General features: G+C 72.7%; 13 protein-coding genes and 1 riboswitch. Of the genes, 5 read left to right on the top strand and 8 right to left on the bottom strand.

The genetic code is table 11. From position 1 onward, the window contains the following. The first annotated feature begins 5 nt into the window (after nt 1–5). A complete protein-coding gene (locus AB0N63_RS04870; protein ID WP_365524755.1) occupies nt 6–1,049 on the top strand; it encodes a GNAT family N-acetyltransferase in 1,044 nt (347 codons plus the stop codon). Nucleotides 1,050–1,108: 59 nt separating this feature from the next. Here AB0N63_RS04870 and AB0N63_RS04865 read toward each other — a convergent pair whose 3' ends face one another. After that, the gene (locus AB0N63_RS04865; protein WP_365524117.1) at nt 1,109–1,381 is read right to left on the bottom strand and encodes a DUF4031 domain-containing protein; all 273 of its coding nucleotides are present in this window, start codon (nt 1,379–1,381) and stop codon (nt 1,109–1,111) included. A 106-nt stretch (nt 1,382–1,487) separates the two neighbouring features. Continuing rightward, on the bottom strand, nt 1,488–1,871 hold the full coding sequence (locus AB0N63_RS04860) for a hypothetical protein (RefSeq protein ID WP_365524114.1): 384 nt from the start codon (nt 1,869–1,871) through the stop codon (nt 1,488–1,490). A 57-nt stretch (nt 1,872–1,928) separates the two neighbouring features. On the opposite strand from AB0N63_RS04860, the gene AB0N63_RS04855 reads away from it, so the two are divergent. From AB0N63_RS04855 to AB0N63_RS04845, 3 genes are all read left to right on the top strand, one after another. Further along, nucleotides 1,929–2,882, top strand: coding sequence for a MurR/RpiR family transcriptional regulator (locus AB0N63_RS04855; protein WP_365524111.1), 954 nt, complete (start codon nt 1,929–1,931; stop codon nt 2,880–2,882). 339 nt (nt 2,883–3,221) lie between these two features. Further along, on the top strand, nt 3,222–4,157 hold the full coding sequence (gene murQ / locus AB0N63_RS04850; RefSeq protein ID WP_365524109.1) for an N-acetylmuramic acid 6-phosphate etherase: 936 nt from the start codon (nt 3,222–3,224) through the stop codon (nt 4,155–4,157). 155 nt (nt 4,158–4,312) lie between these two features. Continuing rightward, nucleotides 4,313–4,873, top strand: a complete 561-nt coding sequence (locus tag AB0N63_RS04845) for a hypothetical protein (protein WP_365524107.1) — start codon at nt 4,313–4,315, stop codon at nt 4,871–4,873. Nucleotides 4,874–4,925: 52 nt separating this feature from the next. Here AB0N63_RS04845 and AB0N63_RS04840 read toward each other — a convergent pair whose 3' ends face one another. The 6 genes from AB0N63_RS04840 to thrC all read right to left on the bottom strand — a co-directional run bounded on the left by AB0N63_RS04840 (nt 4,926) and on the right by thrC (nt 12,193). Further along, nucleotides 4,926–6,398 (bottom strand): MFS transporter, encoded by a 1,473-nt coding sequence (locus tag AB0N63_RS04840; RefSeq protein ID WP_365524104.1) that lies wholly within the window; start codon nt 6,396–6,398, stop codon nt 4,926–4,928. A gap of 265 nt (nt 6,399–6,663) precedes the next feature. Continuing rightward, a complete protein-coding gene (locus AB0N63_RS04835; RefSeq protein ID WP_365524101.1) occupies nt 6,664–7,818 on the bottom strand; it encodes an NADH:flavin oxidoreductase in 1,155 nt (384 codons plus the stop codon). 199 nt (nt 7,819–8,017) lie between these two features. After that, complete coding sequence (groL, locus tag AB0N63_RS04830) at nt 8,018–9,640, bottom strand: chaperonin GroEL (protein ID WP_365524099.1); 1,623 nt, start codon at nt 9,638–9,640, stop codon at nt 8,018–8,020. 358 nt (nt 9,641–9,998) lie between these two features. Continuing rightward, nucleotides 9,999–10,202, bottom strand: a complete 204-nt coding sequence (locus AB0N63_RS04825) for a cold-shock protein (RefSeq protein ID WP_009189266.1) — start codon at nt 10,200–10,202, stop codon at nt 9,999–10,001. 429 nt (nt 10,203–10,631) lie between these two features. Next, nucleotides 10,632–10,907 carry a MoaD/ThiS family protein gene (locus AB0N63_RS04820; RefSeq protein WP_365524096.1) on the bottom strand — a complete coding sequence of 92 codons (276 nt, stop codon included), beginning with the start codon at nt 10,905–10,907 and terminating at the stop codon, nt 10,632–10,634. Beyond that, on the bottom strand, nt 10,904–12,193 hold the full coding sequence (gene thrC, locus AB0N63_RS04815) for a threonine synthase (RefSeq protein ID WP_365524093.1): 1,290 nt from the start codon (nt 12,191–12,193) through the stop codon (nt 10,904–10,906). Before thrC ends, AB0N63_RS04820 begins: the two co-directional genes overlap by 4 nt. Nucleotides 12,194–12,210: 17 nt before the next feature. Beyond that, a riboswitch (SAM riboswitch) is annotated at nt 12,211–12,369 on the bottom strand. A 184-nt stretch (nt 12,370–12,553) separates the two neighbouring features. On the opposite strand from thrC, the gene AB0N63_RS04810 reads away from it, so the two are divergent. Beyond that, entirely contained in the window at nt 12,554–13,510 is a 957-nt protein-coding gene (locus tag AB0N63_RS04810) for a glucosyl-3-phosphoglycerate synthase (protein WP_365524090.1), read from the top strand. Nucleotides 13,511–13,529: the final 19 nt, after the last annotated feature.

Raw genomic sequence — 13,529 nt, 5'->3', positions numbered from 1 at the left:
AACAGGTGGAGCGGGCCGTCGCGGACGCGGTGGCGGTGCTGCGGACGGCGACGGACCGGGACTGGGACGGCGTACGGGCCGGCCGGCTGGAGTGGAGCTGCCGGCACACCGCCGAGCACATCGCGAGCGATCTCATCGCCTACGCCGGTCAGTTGGCGGGCCGCGCGCAGCACGACTACGTCCCCTTCGAGATCACCCTCGACGAGGGCACCGGCACCGCCGACGTGCTGGACGTGATCGCGACGACCGGCGCGCTGCTCGCCGCGGCCGTCCGCACCACCCCGCCGGGCGTACGGGCCTTCCACCCGTACCCCTTCCGCAGCGCCGGTCCCGAGGGCTTCGCGGCGATGGGCATCGCCGAGGTGCTGCTGCACACGCACGACATCGCCACCGGCCTGGGCCTGGCCTACGAGCCGCCCGCCGACCTGTGCGAGGGCGTCCTCACCCGCATCTTCCCGCACGTCCGCCCCGGAGAGACCGCCTGGTCCACCCTCCTGTGGGCCACCGGCCGCGGCGAGTTGCCCGGCCGCGCGCCGGTCGCCGAGTGGCGCTGGCACAACACCCTCGCCCTGCCCGCCGAACGCCTCACCCTGGAGGGCGTCAGCCCGGCCGCCGCCCTGGACCTGTCCGCCGGCGGGGACGGCGGCCTCCGGTGGGTCGAGGGCGGCCCCTTCACGGGCACCCGCGAGGCCGCCGGGATGATCACCAAGGCGTACCTCGACGGCGTGCACCGGTCCGAGTGGGGCATGTTCGCGCTGGTGCGCCGCGAGGACGGGCGCGCGGTCGGCGCGATCGGCTTCCACGGCGCCCCCGACGAGGACGGCCGCGCCGAGATCGGCTACGACCTCGCCGAGTCGGCCCGCGGCCAGGGCTACGCCACCGAGGCGGTACGCGCCCTGGCGGCATGGGCGCTGGCCCGGGACGACGTACGCGCCCTGCTCGCCACGGTCGAGCGGGACAACGTCCCCTCGCAGCGGGTGCTCACCCGAGCGGGCTTCGTCCAGGTGCCCGATGTGGACGACCTGCTCGCGTACGAACTGCGGCCTTAGGGCTGGGACTCAGGCCCTGAGGCCCGGGCCCGGGGCGACTCCCGTGCCGGGCGCGGGGGTCACGGCTGCCGGTCGCGGCGCTTGCGGCGGCGCAGGCCGGCCGCGTGCAGCAGCCGCACCACCTCGCGGCTGCTGACCTCCACCGCGCCCGCGGCCACCGCGTCCGGGTAGCGGTGCGCGGGCAGGTCGTAGTGGTCGCGGTCGAAGGCGCGCCGGGGCAGCCCCAGTCCGGCGGCGAACAGGTGCAGTTCCGCGTAGGAGACGTCGCTGACGAGGTGCGACCACAGCCGGCCGTGCCCCGGCCAGTTCGCCGGGTCGACGTAGACGGTCACGGCGCCGCCGGGGCCGTACGGGCGGCGACGGCCTCCGCCGTACGGGTGAGCGCCACGACGACCGCCGTACGGGCGGCCGTCAGGAGGACCGCCGCACGGGTGGGCGTCACGACGCCGTCCCGCCCAGGGCGCGGGCCAGGCCGCCCACCGGGGCCACCTTCACGCCGGCCTGGCTGCACACCCAGTGCGGATCGGGGCCGAGTTCCGGCTCGACGTCCAGCGCGTGCGGGTCGCCGTAGCCGCACACCGGGCACAACGGCCAGCGGCCGTACCGCTCCAGGAGCGCGTCCTGGACGTCCTGCGCGACCAGTCCGGCCACGTACCGCGCGCCGTCCGGCCACTGCTCCACCCACCAGCGGCGCTGGGCGACGGAGTCCTCCACGAGCGAGACGACGTCCGCCTTCGCGACCTCGCCGGCGACGAGGTCGGCGAGCACGAGGGCACGCGCGGCGTGCAGGGCCTGCTCCAGCGGGCTGATGGGGTCTGCCATGCCCCCATTGTGCGCACCTCTTGACCACACCTCCGCCCGGAAAATAGCTTTCATGGTGTGACCCACGACGTGAAGGAAATTTTCGCAGGCTCGGGTACCAGGGGCGCTCCGGGCACCGCGCCGCCCGCACCCGCCGCCCTCGCGGCCAAGGTGCGCACGCTCGCGCCCTCCATGACCCGTTCCATGCAGCGCGTCGCCGAGGCCGTGGCGGGCGACCCGGCCGGCTGCGCCGCCCTGACCGTCACCGGCCTCGCCGAGCTGACCGGCACCAGCGAGGCGACCGTCGTGCGCACCGCCCGCCTGCTCGGCTATCCGGGCTACCGCGATCTGCGCCTGGCCCTCGCGGGCCTGGCCGCGCAGCAGCAGTCGGGGCGCGCGCCCGCCATAACGACCGACATCGCGGTGGACGACCCCATCGCCGACGTCGTCGCCAAGCTCGCCTACGACGAGCAGCAGACCCTCGCCGACACCGCCGCAGGGCTCGACACCGTCCAGCTCGGCGCGGCCGTCGCCGCGCTCGCCGCCGCCCGCCGCACCGACGTCTACGGCATCGGCGCCTCCGGGCTCGTCGCCCAGGACCTCACGCAGAAGCTGCTGCGGATAGGACTGATAGCGCACGCGCACAGCGACCCGCACCTCGCCGTCACCAACGCGGTGCAGCTGCGCGCGGGCGACGTGGCGATCGCGATCACCCACTCGGGCTCGACCGGTGACGTGATCGAACCGCTGCGGGTCGCCTTCGACCGGGGCGCGACCACCGTCGCGATCACCGGCCGCCCCGACGCGCCCGTCACCCAGTACGCCGACCACGTGCTGACCACCTCCACGGCCCGCGAGAGCGAGTTGCGCCCGGCGGCGATGTCCTCCCGCACCAGCCAACTCCTGGTTGTGGACTGCCTGTTCGTCGGCGTGGCGCAACGGACCTACGAGACGGCGGCGCCGGCCCTGGCGGCGTCGTACGAGGCACTGGCCCACCGCCACACCCCACGCGGCTCCGACCGGCGCGCGTAGGCGCGGCGGCGCGGGCGGCCTCCCCCCGGGCGGCTCCGGAGTCGCCCGGGGGGCAGTTCCCGCCTGGGGGCCGGCTCCGGCTTCGGGGCAGGGCCCCGGGCCGCCGGGAAGGCCCGGGGCGCGACGCTTCCGCGTACGCCGTCCGGACGGCAAGCGCTGTCCGGGGCGCGCGGTCAGCCGTTCCGGGGGGGGCCGCCGGCACCGGTCCCGGTACCAGCGCCCGTACACGCACCCCGCACCGCACCCGCACCGCACGACCCGCACCCACCTCGCACCCGCACCCGCACCCGCACCCGCGATCCGTACCGCATCGCCCGCGCACGAAGAGAGCCGTCCCTCATGACCTCCACGCCCCACTACCGAGAGCTGCGTACCGAGCTGGAGACGCTGACGACCGAGGCGTTCCGGCCCGAGCTGGCCGAGATCGACCGGCTGCCCACCCTGGAGATCGCCCGGCTGATGAACGCCGAGGACACCACCGTGCCGCGCGCGGTGGCCGAACGGCTGCCGCAGATCGCCGCCGCGATCGACGCGGTGACCGAGCGGATGGCGCGCGGCGGCCGGCTGATCTACGCGGGCGCGGGCACCGCCGGGCGGCTCGGTGTGCTGGACGCCTCCGAGTGCCCGCCCACCTTCAACACCGACCCCGGACAGGTCGTCGGCCTGATCGCGGGCGGCCCGCAGGCGATGGTGACCTCGGTGGAGGGGGCCGAGGACTCGCGGGAGCTGGCGGTCGAGGCGCTGGACGCGCTGAAGCTCACCCCGGACGACACGGTGGTCGGCGTCTCCGCCTCGGGCCGCACCCCCTACGCCGTCGGCGCGGTCGAGCACGCCCGCCGGCTCGGCGCGCTGACCGTCGGCCTGGCCTGCAACGAGGGCAGCGCGCTGGCCGCCGCCGCCGAGCACGGGATCGAGGTCGTGGTCGGTCCGGAGCTGCTGACCGGCTCGACCCGGCTGAAGGCCGGCACGGCGCAGAAGCTGGTCCTGAACATGATCTCGACGCTCACGATGATCCGCCTCGGCAAGACGTACGGGAACCTGATGGTCGACGTGCGCGCCTCGAACGAGAAGCTGCGCGCCCGCTCCCGCCGGATCGTGGCCCTGGCGACCGGCGCGCCGGACGAGGAGATCGAGCGCGCCCTCACGGCGGCGCACGGCGAGGTGAAGAACGCGATCCTGATCCTGCTGGCCTCAGTGGACGCCCCGACGGCCGGCCGCCTCCTAGAGGAGTCGTCCGGCCACCTGCGGGTCGCCCTCGACCGGGCGGGCGGCTGACGGCAGGGGCCTTGAGGACGAGCGGGAGATCCGGGCCACGCAGGGGGAGGACCCCGCCTGCCCCGTGCGGGATGCGGCCCGGCGTTCCCCCTCTTCCCCCGCCCCCCGGCGGCACCGCCCCGCAGCCACCGCCACGGGCCTACGCTGGGGGGACCATGAACCATGCCCAGCTCACCGCTCTCGGACGCGCCCTCCGGCTCCTCGGCGAGCACGGGGAGGCGCTGTCCGCCGACACGCCCGACGCCAGACTGCACGAGGTGAAGGGCGACCTGCGGCGCGCTCTCGACCTGCTGGAGGAGAGCGTCACGTCGGCCGCCCCCGCCACCCGCTGCCCCGAGCACCCGAACGGCCCGGTGGACACCAGCGCCCCGGACCTGTGCCTGCTGTGCGAGACCCGGCGGCGCGCCGCCCGCCACGGCTCCTACGGGCGCCCGGCAGCCGAGTCCGCGCCCGCGCCGTCCCGCTACGGCGTGCGCGAGGACCGGCCGCAGCCCCAGCAGCGCTGGCTGCCGGAGCTGTGGAACGGGCGGGAATGGCAGTTGTGCGGGACCCCGCGCCGGGACCGGCGGGAGGCGGAGCTGTTCATCGCCGCCCAGCGCCGGGCGCCGCGGGCCGCGATCGCCTACCGGCTCGTGCACGAGTTCACCGACTACGAGGTCGTCCGGGTCTGGGGCCACCCCGTGCGGGTGGACATCGAGCCGCTGGGGAACCTGTAGGCGCCCAGCCCCCGTCCGCTCCCCGCCGCTCTACGGCCGCGTCCTCACCGCTCTACGCCTTCACCACGGGCGCTCCCGGCTCGTCCGCGGCGGCGAGCGGCGCGCTCGGGGCGGCGGTCCGCCGGCGCGGGATGAACGAGGCGATGGCGAAGCCCAGCAGGGCCGCGCCCGCGCCGAGGGCGAGGACGGTGCGGAAGCCGTTCTCCGAGGGCAGCGCGTGGGGCCCGGACGCGGTGGTCATGTGGGCGAGGACCACACCGGCCACGGCGCTGGCGGTGGAGGTGCCGATGGAACGCATCAGGGTGTTGAAGCTGTTGGCCGCGCCGGTCTCGGAGGCGGGCACCGCGCCCATGATCAGGGTGGGCATCGCGCCGTAGGTGAAGCCGATGCCGGCGCCGATGACGCAGGACGCCAGCACGAAGTGCCAGAGCCGGTCCATGAGGGCGATGTCGAGGCCGTAGCCGGCGGCGACGATCAGCGCGCCGGTCATCAGCGTCACCTTGGGGCCGCGGGTGCGGGAGACGGCCGCCGAGACCGGCGCCACCGCCATCATCACCAGGCCGGAGGGGGCCATGACGAGGCCGGAGACGAGCAGGGACCTGCCGAGGCCGTAGCCGGTGCGGGTGGGCAGCTGGAGCAGCTGCGGGATGACCAGGGACATCGAGAACATCGCGAAGCCGATCGCGATGGAGGCGAGGTTGGTGACGAGGACCTGACGGCGGGCGGTGGTGCGCAGGTCCACCAGCGGCGCCTCGATCCGCAGTTCGAAGAAGCCCCAGGCGATCAGGATCACGACCGCGGCGGCGAACATGCCGAGGGTGGTGGCGCTGCCCCAGCCCCAGTCGGCGCCCTTGGAGACGGCCAGCAGCAGGCACATCAGGCCCGCCGCCATGCCGGCCGCACCCACGGCGTCGAACCGGCCGCCCGAGCGCACCTTCGACTCCGGTACCAGGACCAGCACCAGCACCGCCGCGACGACGCCCAGTGCGGCGGAGGCCCAGAACAGCACGTGCCAGTCGAAGTTCTCGGCGACGACCGCGGCGGCGGGCAGCCCGAGGGCGCCGCCGACGCCGAGCGAGGCGCTCATCATCGCGGTCGCCGAGCCCAGGCGCTCGGCGGGCAGCTCGTCGCGCATGATGCTGATGCCGAGGGGGATGACGCCGGAGGCGAGGCCCTGGAGGGCGCGGCCGGCGATCATCGGCACGAGGGAGTCGCTGAGCGCGGCGGTGGCCGAGCCGATCACCAGCAGGCCGAGGCTGACCAGGAGCATGCGGCGCTTGCCGTACATGTCGCCGAGGCGGCCCATGACCGGGGTGGCGACGGCGGCGGCGAGCAGCGTGGCGGTGACGACCCAGGCGGTGTCCGACGCGGCGGCGTGCAGGAGCGTGGGCAGCTCCGCGACGATCGGGATGACCAGGGTCTGCATCAGCGAGACCACGATCCCGCCGAAGGCCAGCACGGCCACGACGGCCCGGGGTCGGGGCGGGGCCTCGACCGCGATGGGCCGGGCAGGGGCGTCGGACATGGGGACGACTCCGTCGAGGGCAGAGGTACTTGACTCAGGCAACCATAATCGAGATTGATTGACTTAAGCAAGGGAAAGCCCCTACTGGTCACCGCCCGGCCGCACGCCGCCGGGACCCGTCGCGGGCACCGCCGCGCCCGGCGGAGTCCGCCGCAGGCGCGGCGAAGGGAGCGTGGCGGCGGCCGTCACCGCCGCCGCCACCGTCCCCCCGCGCCCGGCCCCGCCGCGGCCACCCCTCCAGGGGCGGCTCGCCGGCCGGGCCGGGTCAGCTCAGCGTCGTCAGCGACGCCGCGTCGTACGGCTTCAGGTCGTCGTAGCGGTCCGCGAGGACCTTCGCCGCCCACTGCGGGTCCTGGAGGAGCGCGCGACCCACGGCGACCATGTCGAACTCGTCGCGCTCCAGACGGTCCAGGAGGTTGTCGAGGCTGCCCAGGGACGCGCCCTCGCCCTGGAACGCCTTGATGAAGTCGCCGTCCAGGCCGACCGAGCCGACCGTGATGACCTGCTTGCCGGTGATCTTCTTCGTCCAGCCCGCGAGGTTGAGGTCGGAGCCGTCGAACTCGGGCACCCAGTAGCGGCGGGTGGAGGCGTGGAAGACGTCCACGCCGGCCTCGGCGATCGGGGTGAGGATGGCCTCCAGCTCCGCCGGGGTCTCGGCGAGTCGCGCGTCGTAGGCCTCCTGCTTCCACTGCGAGTAGCGGAAGAGGATCGGGAAGTCGGGCGAGACGGCCGCGCGGACCGCCGCCACGAGTTCGGCGGCGAACCTGGTGCGGGCCACCGGGTCGCCGCCGTAGGCGTCGGTGCGGCGGTTGGTGCCCGCCCACAGGAACTGGTCGAGCAGATAGCCGTGGGCGCCGTGGATCTCGACGCCGTCGAAGCCGATGCGCTCGGCCGCGGCGGCCGACTCGGCGAACGCGGCGATGACGTCGTCCACGTCCTGCTGCGTCATCGCCTTGCCCTCGCCCTCGGTGCCGTCGACGCGCAGCCCGGACGGGCCGACCGGCGGGGCGTCCGCGAACGGCGGCCGGCCCGGCTTGCGGACCATGCCGATGTGCCACAGCTGCGGGACGATCGTGCCGCCCGCCGCGTGCACGGCGTCGGCGACCTTCGCCCACCCGGCGAGCTGCTCCGTGCCGTGGAACCGCGGCACCCGGCTGCTCTCACCGGCCGAGGGGTGGCCCACGTAGGTGCCCTCGGTGACGATCAGCCCCACCCCGGCGGCGGCGCGGCGGGCGTAGTACGACACCACGTCCTCGCCGGGGACGCCGCCCGGGGAGAACATGCGGGTCATCGGCGCCATCGCGATCCGGTTGGGGACGGTCAGGCCGTTCAGCGTGATGGGCCGGGCCAGGACCCGGGCCGCGCGGGAGGCCGGCTCGGGGGCGGGGCCGGGCGTGGGCTCGGAGGTGGTGACGCTCATGTGGGGGCTCCTGTGCAGGACTCGATACCCAGTGGTATGTGCATGTGCATACGCACGGAGTCTGACACCGGCGGCCGCCCTTGTATTCCGCCGCCCCCGCGAAGTGACCCGGAACACGCCCGAGGGCGGCGTCCCCTGTCGGTGAGACAGGGGACGCCGCCCTCGGTGTGCGACGGACGGGTCCGATCCTCGGGGAGGATCAGAAGTCCATGTCACCGCCCGGCATGCCGCCACCGGCGGGCGCGGCGGCCTTCTCCGGCTTGTCGGCGATGACGGCCTCGGTGGTGAGGAACAGCGCGGCGATCGACGCGGCGTTCTGCAGCGCGGAGCGCGTCACCTTCGCCGGGTCGATGATGCCCTCGGCGACCAGGTCGACGTACTCTCCGGTCGCGGCGTTCAGGCCGTGGCCCGGGGTCAGGTTGCGCACCTTCTCCACCACGACGCCGCCCTCGAGGCCGGCGTTGACGGCGATCTGCTTCAGCGGGGCCTCGAGCGCCAGCTTGACGGCGGCGGCGCCGGTGGCCTCGTCACCCTCCAGCTCCAGCTTCTCGAACACCTGGGAGGCCTGGAGCAGGGCCACGCCACCACCGGCGACGATGCCCTCCTCGACGGCCGCCTTGGCGTTGCGCACGGCGTCCTCGATGCGGTGCTTGCGCTCCTTCAGCTCCACCTCGGTGGCGGCGCCGGCCTTGATGACCGCGACACCGCCGGCGAGCTTCGCCAGGCGCTCCTGCAGCTTCTCGCGGTCGTAGTCGGAGTCGCTGTTCTCGATCTCGGCGCGGATCTGGTTCACGCGGCCGCTCACCTGCTCGGAGGAGCCGGCGCCGTCGACGATGGTGGTCTCGTCCTTGGTGATGACCACCTTGCGGGCCTTGCCCAGCAGGTCGAGGGTGGCGTTCTCCAGCTTGAGGCCGACCTCCTCGGAGATGACCTCGCCGCCCGTGAGGATGGCGATGTCGCCGAGCATGGCCTTGCGGCGGTCGCCGAAGCCCGGGGCCTTGACGGCGACGGACTTGAAGGTGCCGCGGATCTTGTTCACGACCAGGGTCGACAGGGCCTCGCCCTCGACGTCCTCGGCGATGATCAGCAGCGGCTTGCCCGACTGCATGACCTTCTCCAGCAGCGGGAGCAGGTCCTTGACCGAGGAGATCTTGGAGTTGGCGATGAGGATGTACGGGTCCTCGAGCACCGCCTCCATGCGCTCCATGTCGGTCGCGAAGTAGGCGGAGATGTAGCCCTTGTCGAAGCGCATGCCCTCGGTGAGCTCGAGCTCCAGACCGAAGGTCTGCGACTCCTCGACGGTGATGACGCCTTCCTTGCCGACCTTGTCCATGGCCTCGGCGATCAGCTCGCCGATCTGGGTGTCGGCGGCGGAGATGGAGGCGGTGGAGGCGATCTGCTCCTTGGTCTCGACCTCCTTGGCCTGGTCGAGCAGGGCGGCGGAGACGGCCTCGACGGCCTTCTCGATACCGCGCTTCAGGGCCATCGGGTTGGCGCCGGCGGCCACGTTGCGCAGGCCCTCGCGGACCAGCGCCTGGGCGAGGACGGTGGCGGTGGTCGTACCGTCGCCGGCGACGTCGTCCGTCTTCTTGGCGACTTCCTTGACCAGCTCGGCGCCGATCTTCTCGTACGGGTCCTCGAGCTCGATCTCCTTGGCGATGGAGACACCGTCGTTGGTGATCGTGGGAGCGCCCCACTTCTTCTCGAGGACGACGTTACGGCCCTTGGGGCCGAGGGTCACCTTGACGGCGTCCGCGAGCTGGTTCATGCCGCGCTCGAGGCCTCGCCGCGCCTCCTCGTCGAACGCGATGATCTTGGCCATGTGAAGTGGTCCCTCCAGGACTGGGGGTGATTCCTTCGGACCGCGCCCGCGCCCGCGACGGACGGCTCGCGTGCCTCGTGGTTCCTTGCCCCACCCGGCTCGCGGGCCTCACCGACCCGGTCCTCGTTGTCACTCTCACCTTCAGAGTGCTAACGCAATGATTAGCACTCGACCCCCGAGAGTGCAAGCGCCTTCGGCGACTACGACACCCCGCTCAGCCCCCCGCGAACACGGGCCGCCGGCCGGGCGCGCACGCGTCCCCGCCCCACCCGGCGCGCGCCCGCGCGCACAGCGAAGGGCCCGCACCGCCGATGGCGGTGCGGGCCCTTCCGAAGAACGCTTGCGGTGGCCGCGCGATTCAGGCCGTCACGCGGACCATGTCGGCCTGCGGACCCTTCTGGCCCTGCGAGATCTCGAACTCGACCCGCTGACCCTCTTCCAGCGAGCGGTAGCCGTCCATCTGGATCGCGCTGTAGTGGACGAAGACGTCCGCACCACCGTCGACCGCGATGAAGCCGTACCCCTTCTCCGCGTTGAACCACTTGACGGTGCCCTGAGCCATGCCTAACTCCCCTATTACTGGCCCTTGCACAGATCCACACTTCGCGGATCCGGGTCAGACCTCACCCCCCGTGGACGGGGGCGTGCGCCGGAACGCGTCGACCGCGGCTGAATGTATCTGTCCAACTGCCGTCTGCAACAGGTCAATCGGACGAGAATTCTGGACGGGAGCGGTCCGGAATGTGGTGAGAATTCGCCCCGATTCAGGGCAACTCGGGCCTCACAAAAAAGACAAATGCCGCGGAAAGTGAGCGCACTTTGGCTACTTCTCATCGTCGTGCGGCAGAAAAAGCGGGCTTCCTGATCCTCGGATCAGGAGCGCGTTCCCCAACTCTACCGCGCTCAATCACGCAGAACTGCCCCCTCCGCTTCTCTCACGGAGGGGGCAGCCCGGTGAACAACGGGTAATCGGGATTACCCAGGGTAAGACTCAGCCGCCGGCGACCGCCGGGATGATCGACACACCGGCGCCGTCCGGCGTGGCCGTCCCGAGGCCCTGCTCGAAGCGCACGTCGTCGTCGTTGACGTAGACGTTGACGAAGCGGCGCAGCTTGCCCTGGTCGTCCAGGACACGCGCGGAGATGCCCGTGTGGTTCTTCTCCAGGTCGGCGATGACCTCGGCGAGGGTCGCGCCCTCGGCGCTCACCTCGGCCTGGCCGCCGGTGTAGGTGCGCAGGATGGTGGGGATGCGAACGGTCACGCTCATGATGCGAGGCCAGCCTCTCGGAAGGAGTCCAGGGTCGGGCGGATGGTCGCGGTCAGGCCGGTGCCCGCCACCGCGTCCAGGGTCTTGAGGCCGTCGCCGGTGTTGAGCACGACGGTGGTCTTCGCCGGGTCGATGAGACCGGCCTCGATCAGCTTCCTGGTGACGCCGACGGTCACGCCGCCCGCCGTCTCGGCGAAGATGCCCTCGGTGCGGGCGAGCAGCTTGATGGCGTCCACCACCTGCGCGTCCGTCACGTCCTCCACCGCGCCGCCGGTGCGCCGGGCGATGTCCAGGACATAGGGGCCGTCGGCCGGGTTGCCGATCGCCAGGGACTTGGCGATGGTGTCCGGCTTCTGCGGCCGCACCACGTCGTGCCCGGCCTTGTAGGCGGTGGACACCGGCGAGCAGCCCTCGGCCTGGGCGCCGAAGATCTTGTACGGCCTGTCCTCGACCAGGCCGAGCCTGATCAGCTCCTGGAGCCCCTTGTCGATCTTGGTGAGCTGCGAGCCGGAGGCGATCGGGACGACGATCTGGTCCGGCAGCTCCCAGCCGAGCTGCTCGCAGATCTCGTACGCCAGCGTCTTGGAGCCCTCGGCGTAGTACGGCCGCAGGTTGACGTTGACGAAGCCCCAGCCCTCGCCGGCCGGGTCGCCGATCAGCTCGGAGCAGAAGCGGTTCACGTCGTCGTAGTTGCCCTCGATGCCGACGAGTTCGCCGCCGTAGACCGCCGCCATGACGATCTTGCCCTGCTCCAGGTCGTGCGGGATGAACACGCAGGAGCGGAAGCCGGCACGGGCGGCGGCGGCGCCGACGGCGCCGGCCAGGTTGCCGGTGGAGGAGCAGGACAGGGTGGTGAAGCCGAAGGCGCGGGCGGCCTCCAGGGCCTGGGCGACGACCCGGTCCTTGAAGGAGTGGGTCGGGTTTCCGGAGTCGTCCTTGACGAAGAGCCTGCCGGTCTCGACGCCGAGTTCGGCGGCGAGGCGGTCGGCCTGGACGAGCTTGGTCCAGCCCGGGTTGATGTTCGGCTTGCCGGCCACGTCGGCGGGGACGGGCAGCAGCGGGGCGTAGCGCCAGATGTTCGCGGGGCCGGCCTCGATGCGCTTGCGCAGTTCCTCGGTGTCGTAGGCCGAGAAGTCGTAGGCGATCTCCAGCGGGCCGAAACACTCCTCGCAGGCGAAGACCGGGCCGAGGGGCACGCGGTGACCGCACTCGCGACAGCTGAGCGCGGCGGCGGGGCCGAGGTCTACGGTGGAGTCGGTGCTGCTTGCAACTGTCTGCACAGCCATGGAGGCGAGGCCCTTTCTCCTCATCTTCCTCACGACGCATCTCGCCGTGAGACGGATTTGGCACCTTCCCTAGCCGGGAGCCTCGCGGAAACGATCGCGGCGGGCGATCTACGAGACCGGCTGGAGGGTTGCCGGGGCTTCATCGGGCCGTGTCCCTCTGCCCCTCTGGATGAGCGGTATTCGATTGTGGGTCGCGGCGACCCCGGCATGCGATGGTCATCCGCGTTGTTCAAGACTGTAACCGAAGGCCGGGACAGTGAGAGAGAGTCGTCCGAACCGCGAGACAGATCACAGGATGATGTGATCCGCGCCGTGCGGGCGCGCCTGACACGCCCTAGCAGGAACGAGGAGCCGTCGACCGTGCTGGAAGAAGTCGAGCGCTGGCTGAGGACGCGCTCCTGGTCCGTGGCCGACCGCCCGCTGCGGACGGTCCTGGCCGCCAAGCGCGCCGGCGGCTCGACGGTCAGCGTGGTGCTGCCCGCGCTGAACGAGGAGGCGACGGTCGGGGAGATCGTCGCCGTGATCCGCGAGGAGCTGGTGCGGCGCGTCCCGCTGGTCGACGAGATCGTCGTCGTGGACTCCGGCTCCACCGACCGGACCTCCGAGGTGGCCGCGGCGGCCGGCGCCCGGGTGGTGCACCGCGACGCGATCCTGCCCCGTATCCCGGCGGTGCCCGGCAAGGGCGAGGTGCTGTGGCGCTCGCTGCTGGTCACCGGCGGGGACATCGTGTGCTTCGTGGACGCAGATCTGCGGGAGTTCTCCGCCGACTTCGTCACCGGCATCGTCGGCCCGCTGCTCACCGACCCCGAGGTGCAGCTGGTCAAGGCGATGTACGACCGTCCGCTGAGCGTGCCGGGCGCGAGCGCGGCCGGGCAGGGCGGCCGGGTCACCGAGCTGATGGCCCGCCCGCTGCTGAACATGCACTGGCCGCAGCTGGCCGGCTTCGTGCAGCCGCTCGGCGGCGAGTACGCGGCCCGCCGCTCGCTGCTGGAGCAGCTGCCGTTCCCCGTCGGCTACGGCGTCGAGCTGGGGGTGCTGGTGGACGCGCTGCACCTGGTCGGCCTGGACGCGCTCGCCCAGGTCGACGTGGGCGTCCGCCTGCACCGGCACCAGGACGGCCAGGCACTCGGCCGGATGGCCGCCGCGATCTACCGCACCGCCCAGCTGCGCCTGGCCCGCGGCCACCTGATCCGCCCCGCCCTCACCCAGTTCGAGCGCGGCGCGGACGGCTTCGAGCCGCGCACCTACTCGGTGGACACCGAGGAACGCCCCCCGATGACGGAGATCGCGGAATACGCGGAACGCCGGGTGGCGTGAGGCCCGGGGCGGCTGCGGG

It is taken from the genome of Streptomyces sp. NPDC093260 (assembly GCF_040683715.1).
Lineage (GTDB): Bacteria > Actinomycetota > Actinomycetes > Streptomycetales > Streptomycetaceae > Streptomyces > Streptomyces sennicomposti.
The sequence above is the reverse complement of the archived record's forward strand: the minus strand, read 5'-3'. Positions and strand labels throughout refer to the sequence as shown.

Coding starts and splice junctions, on each gene's coding strand:
- AB0N63_RS04860 (WP_365524114.1), bottom strand. CDS start 1,871: ATGGCAGACCCCATCAGCCCGCTGGAGCAGGCCCTGCACGCCGCGCGT.
- murQ (WP_365524109.1), top strand. CDS start 3,222: ATGACCTCCACGCCCCACTACCGAGAGCTGCGTACCGAGCTGGAGACG.
- AB0N63_RS04845 (WP_365524107.1), top strand. CDS start 4,313: ATGAACCATGCCCAGCTCACCGCTCTCGGACGCGCCCTCCGGCTCCTC.
- AB0N63_RS04840 (WP_365524104.1), bottom strand. CDS start 6,398: ATGTCCGACGCCCCTGCCCGGCCCATCGCGGTCGAGGCCCCGCCCCGA.
- AB0N63_RS04835 (WP_365524101.1), bottom strand. CDS start 7,818: ATGAGCGTCACCACCTCCGAGCCCACGCCCGGCCCCGCCCCCGAGCCG.
- groL (WP_365524099.1), bottom strand. CDS start 9,640: ATGGCCAAGATCATCGCGTTCGACGAGGAGGCGCGGCGAGGCCTCGAG.
- AB0N63_RS04825 (WP_009189266.1), bottom strand. CDS start 10,202: ATGGCTCAGGGCACCGTCAAGTGGTTCAACGCGGAGAAGGGGTACGGC.
- AB0N63_RS04820 (WP_365524096.1), bottom strand. CDS start 10,907: ATGAGCGTGACCGTTCGCATCCCCACCATCCTGCGCACCTACACCGGC.
- thrC (WP_365524093.1), bottom strand. CDS start 12,193: ATGGCTGTGCAGACAGTTGCAAGCAGCACCGACTCCACCGTAGACCTC.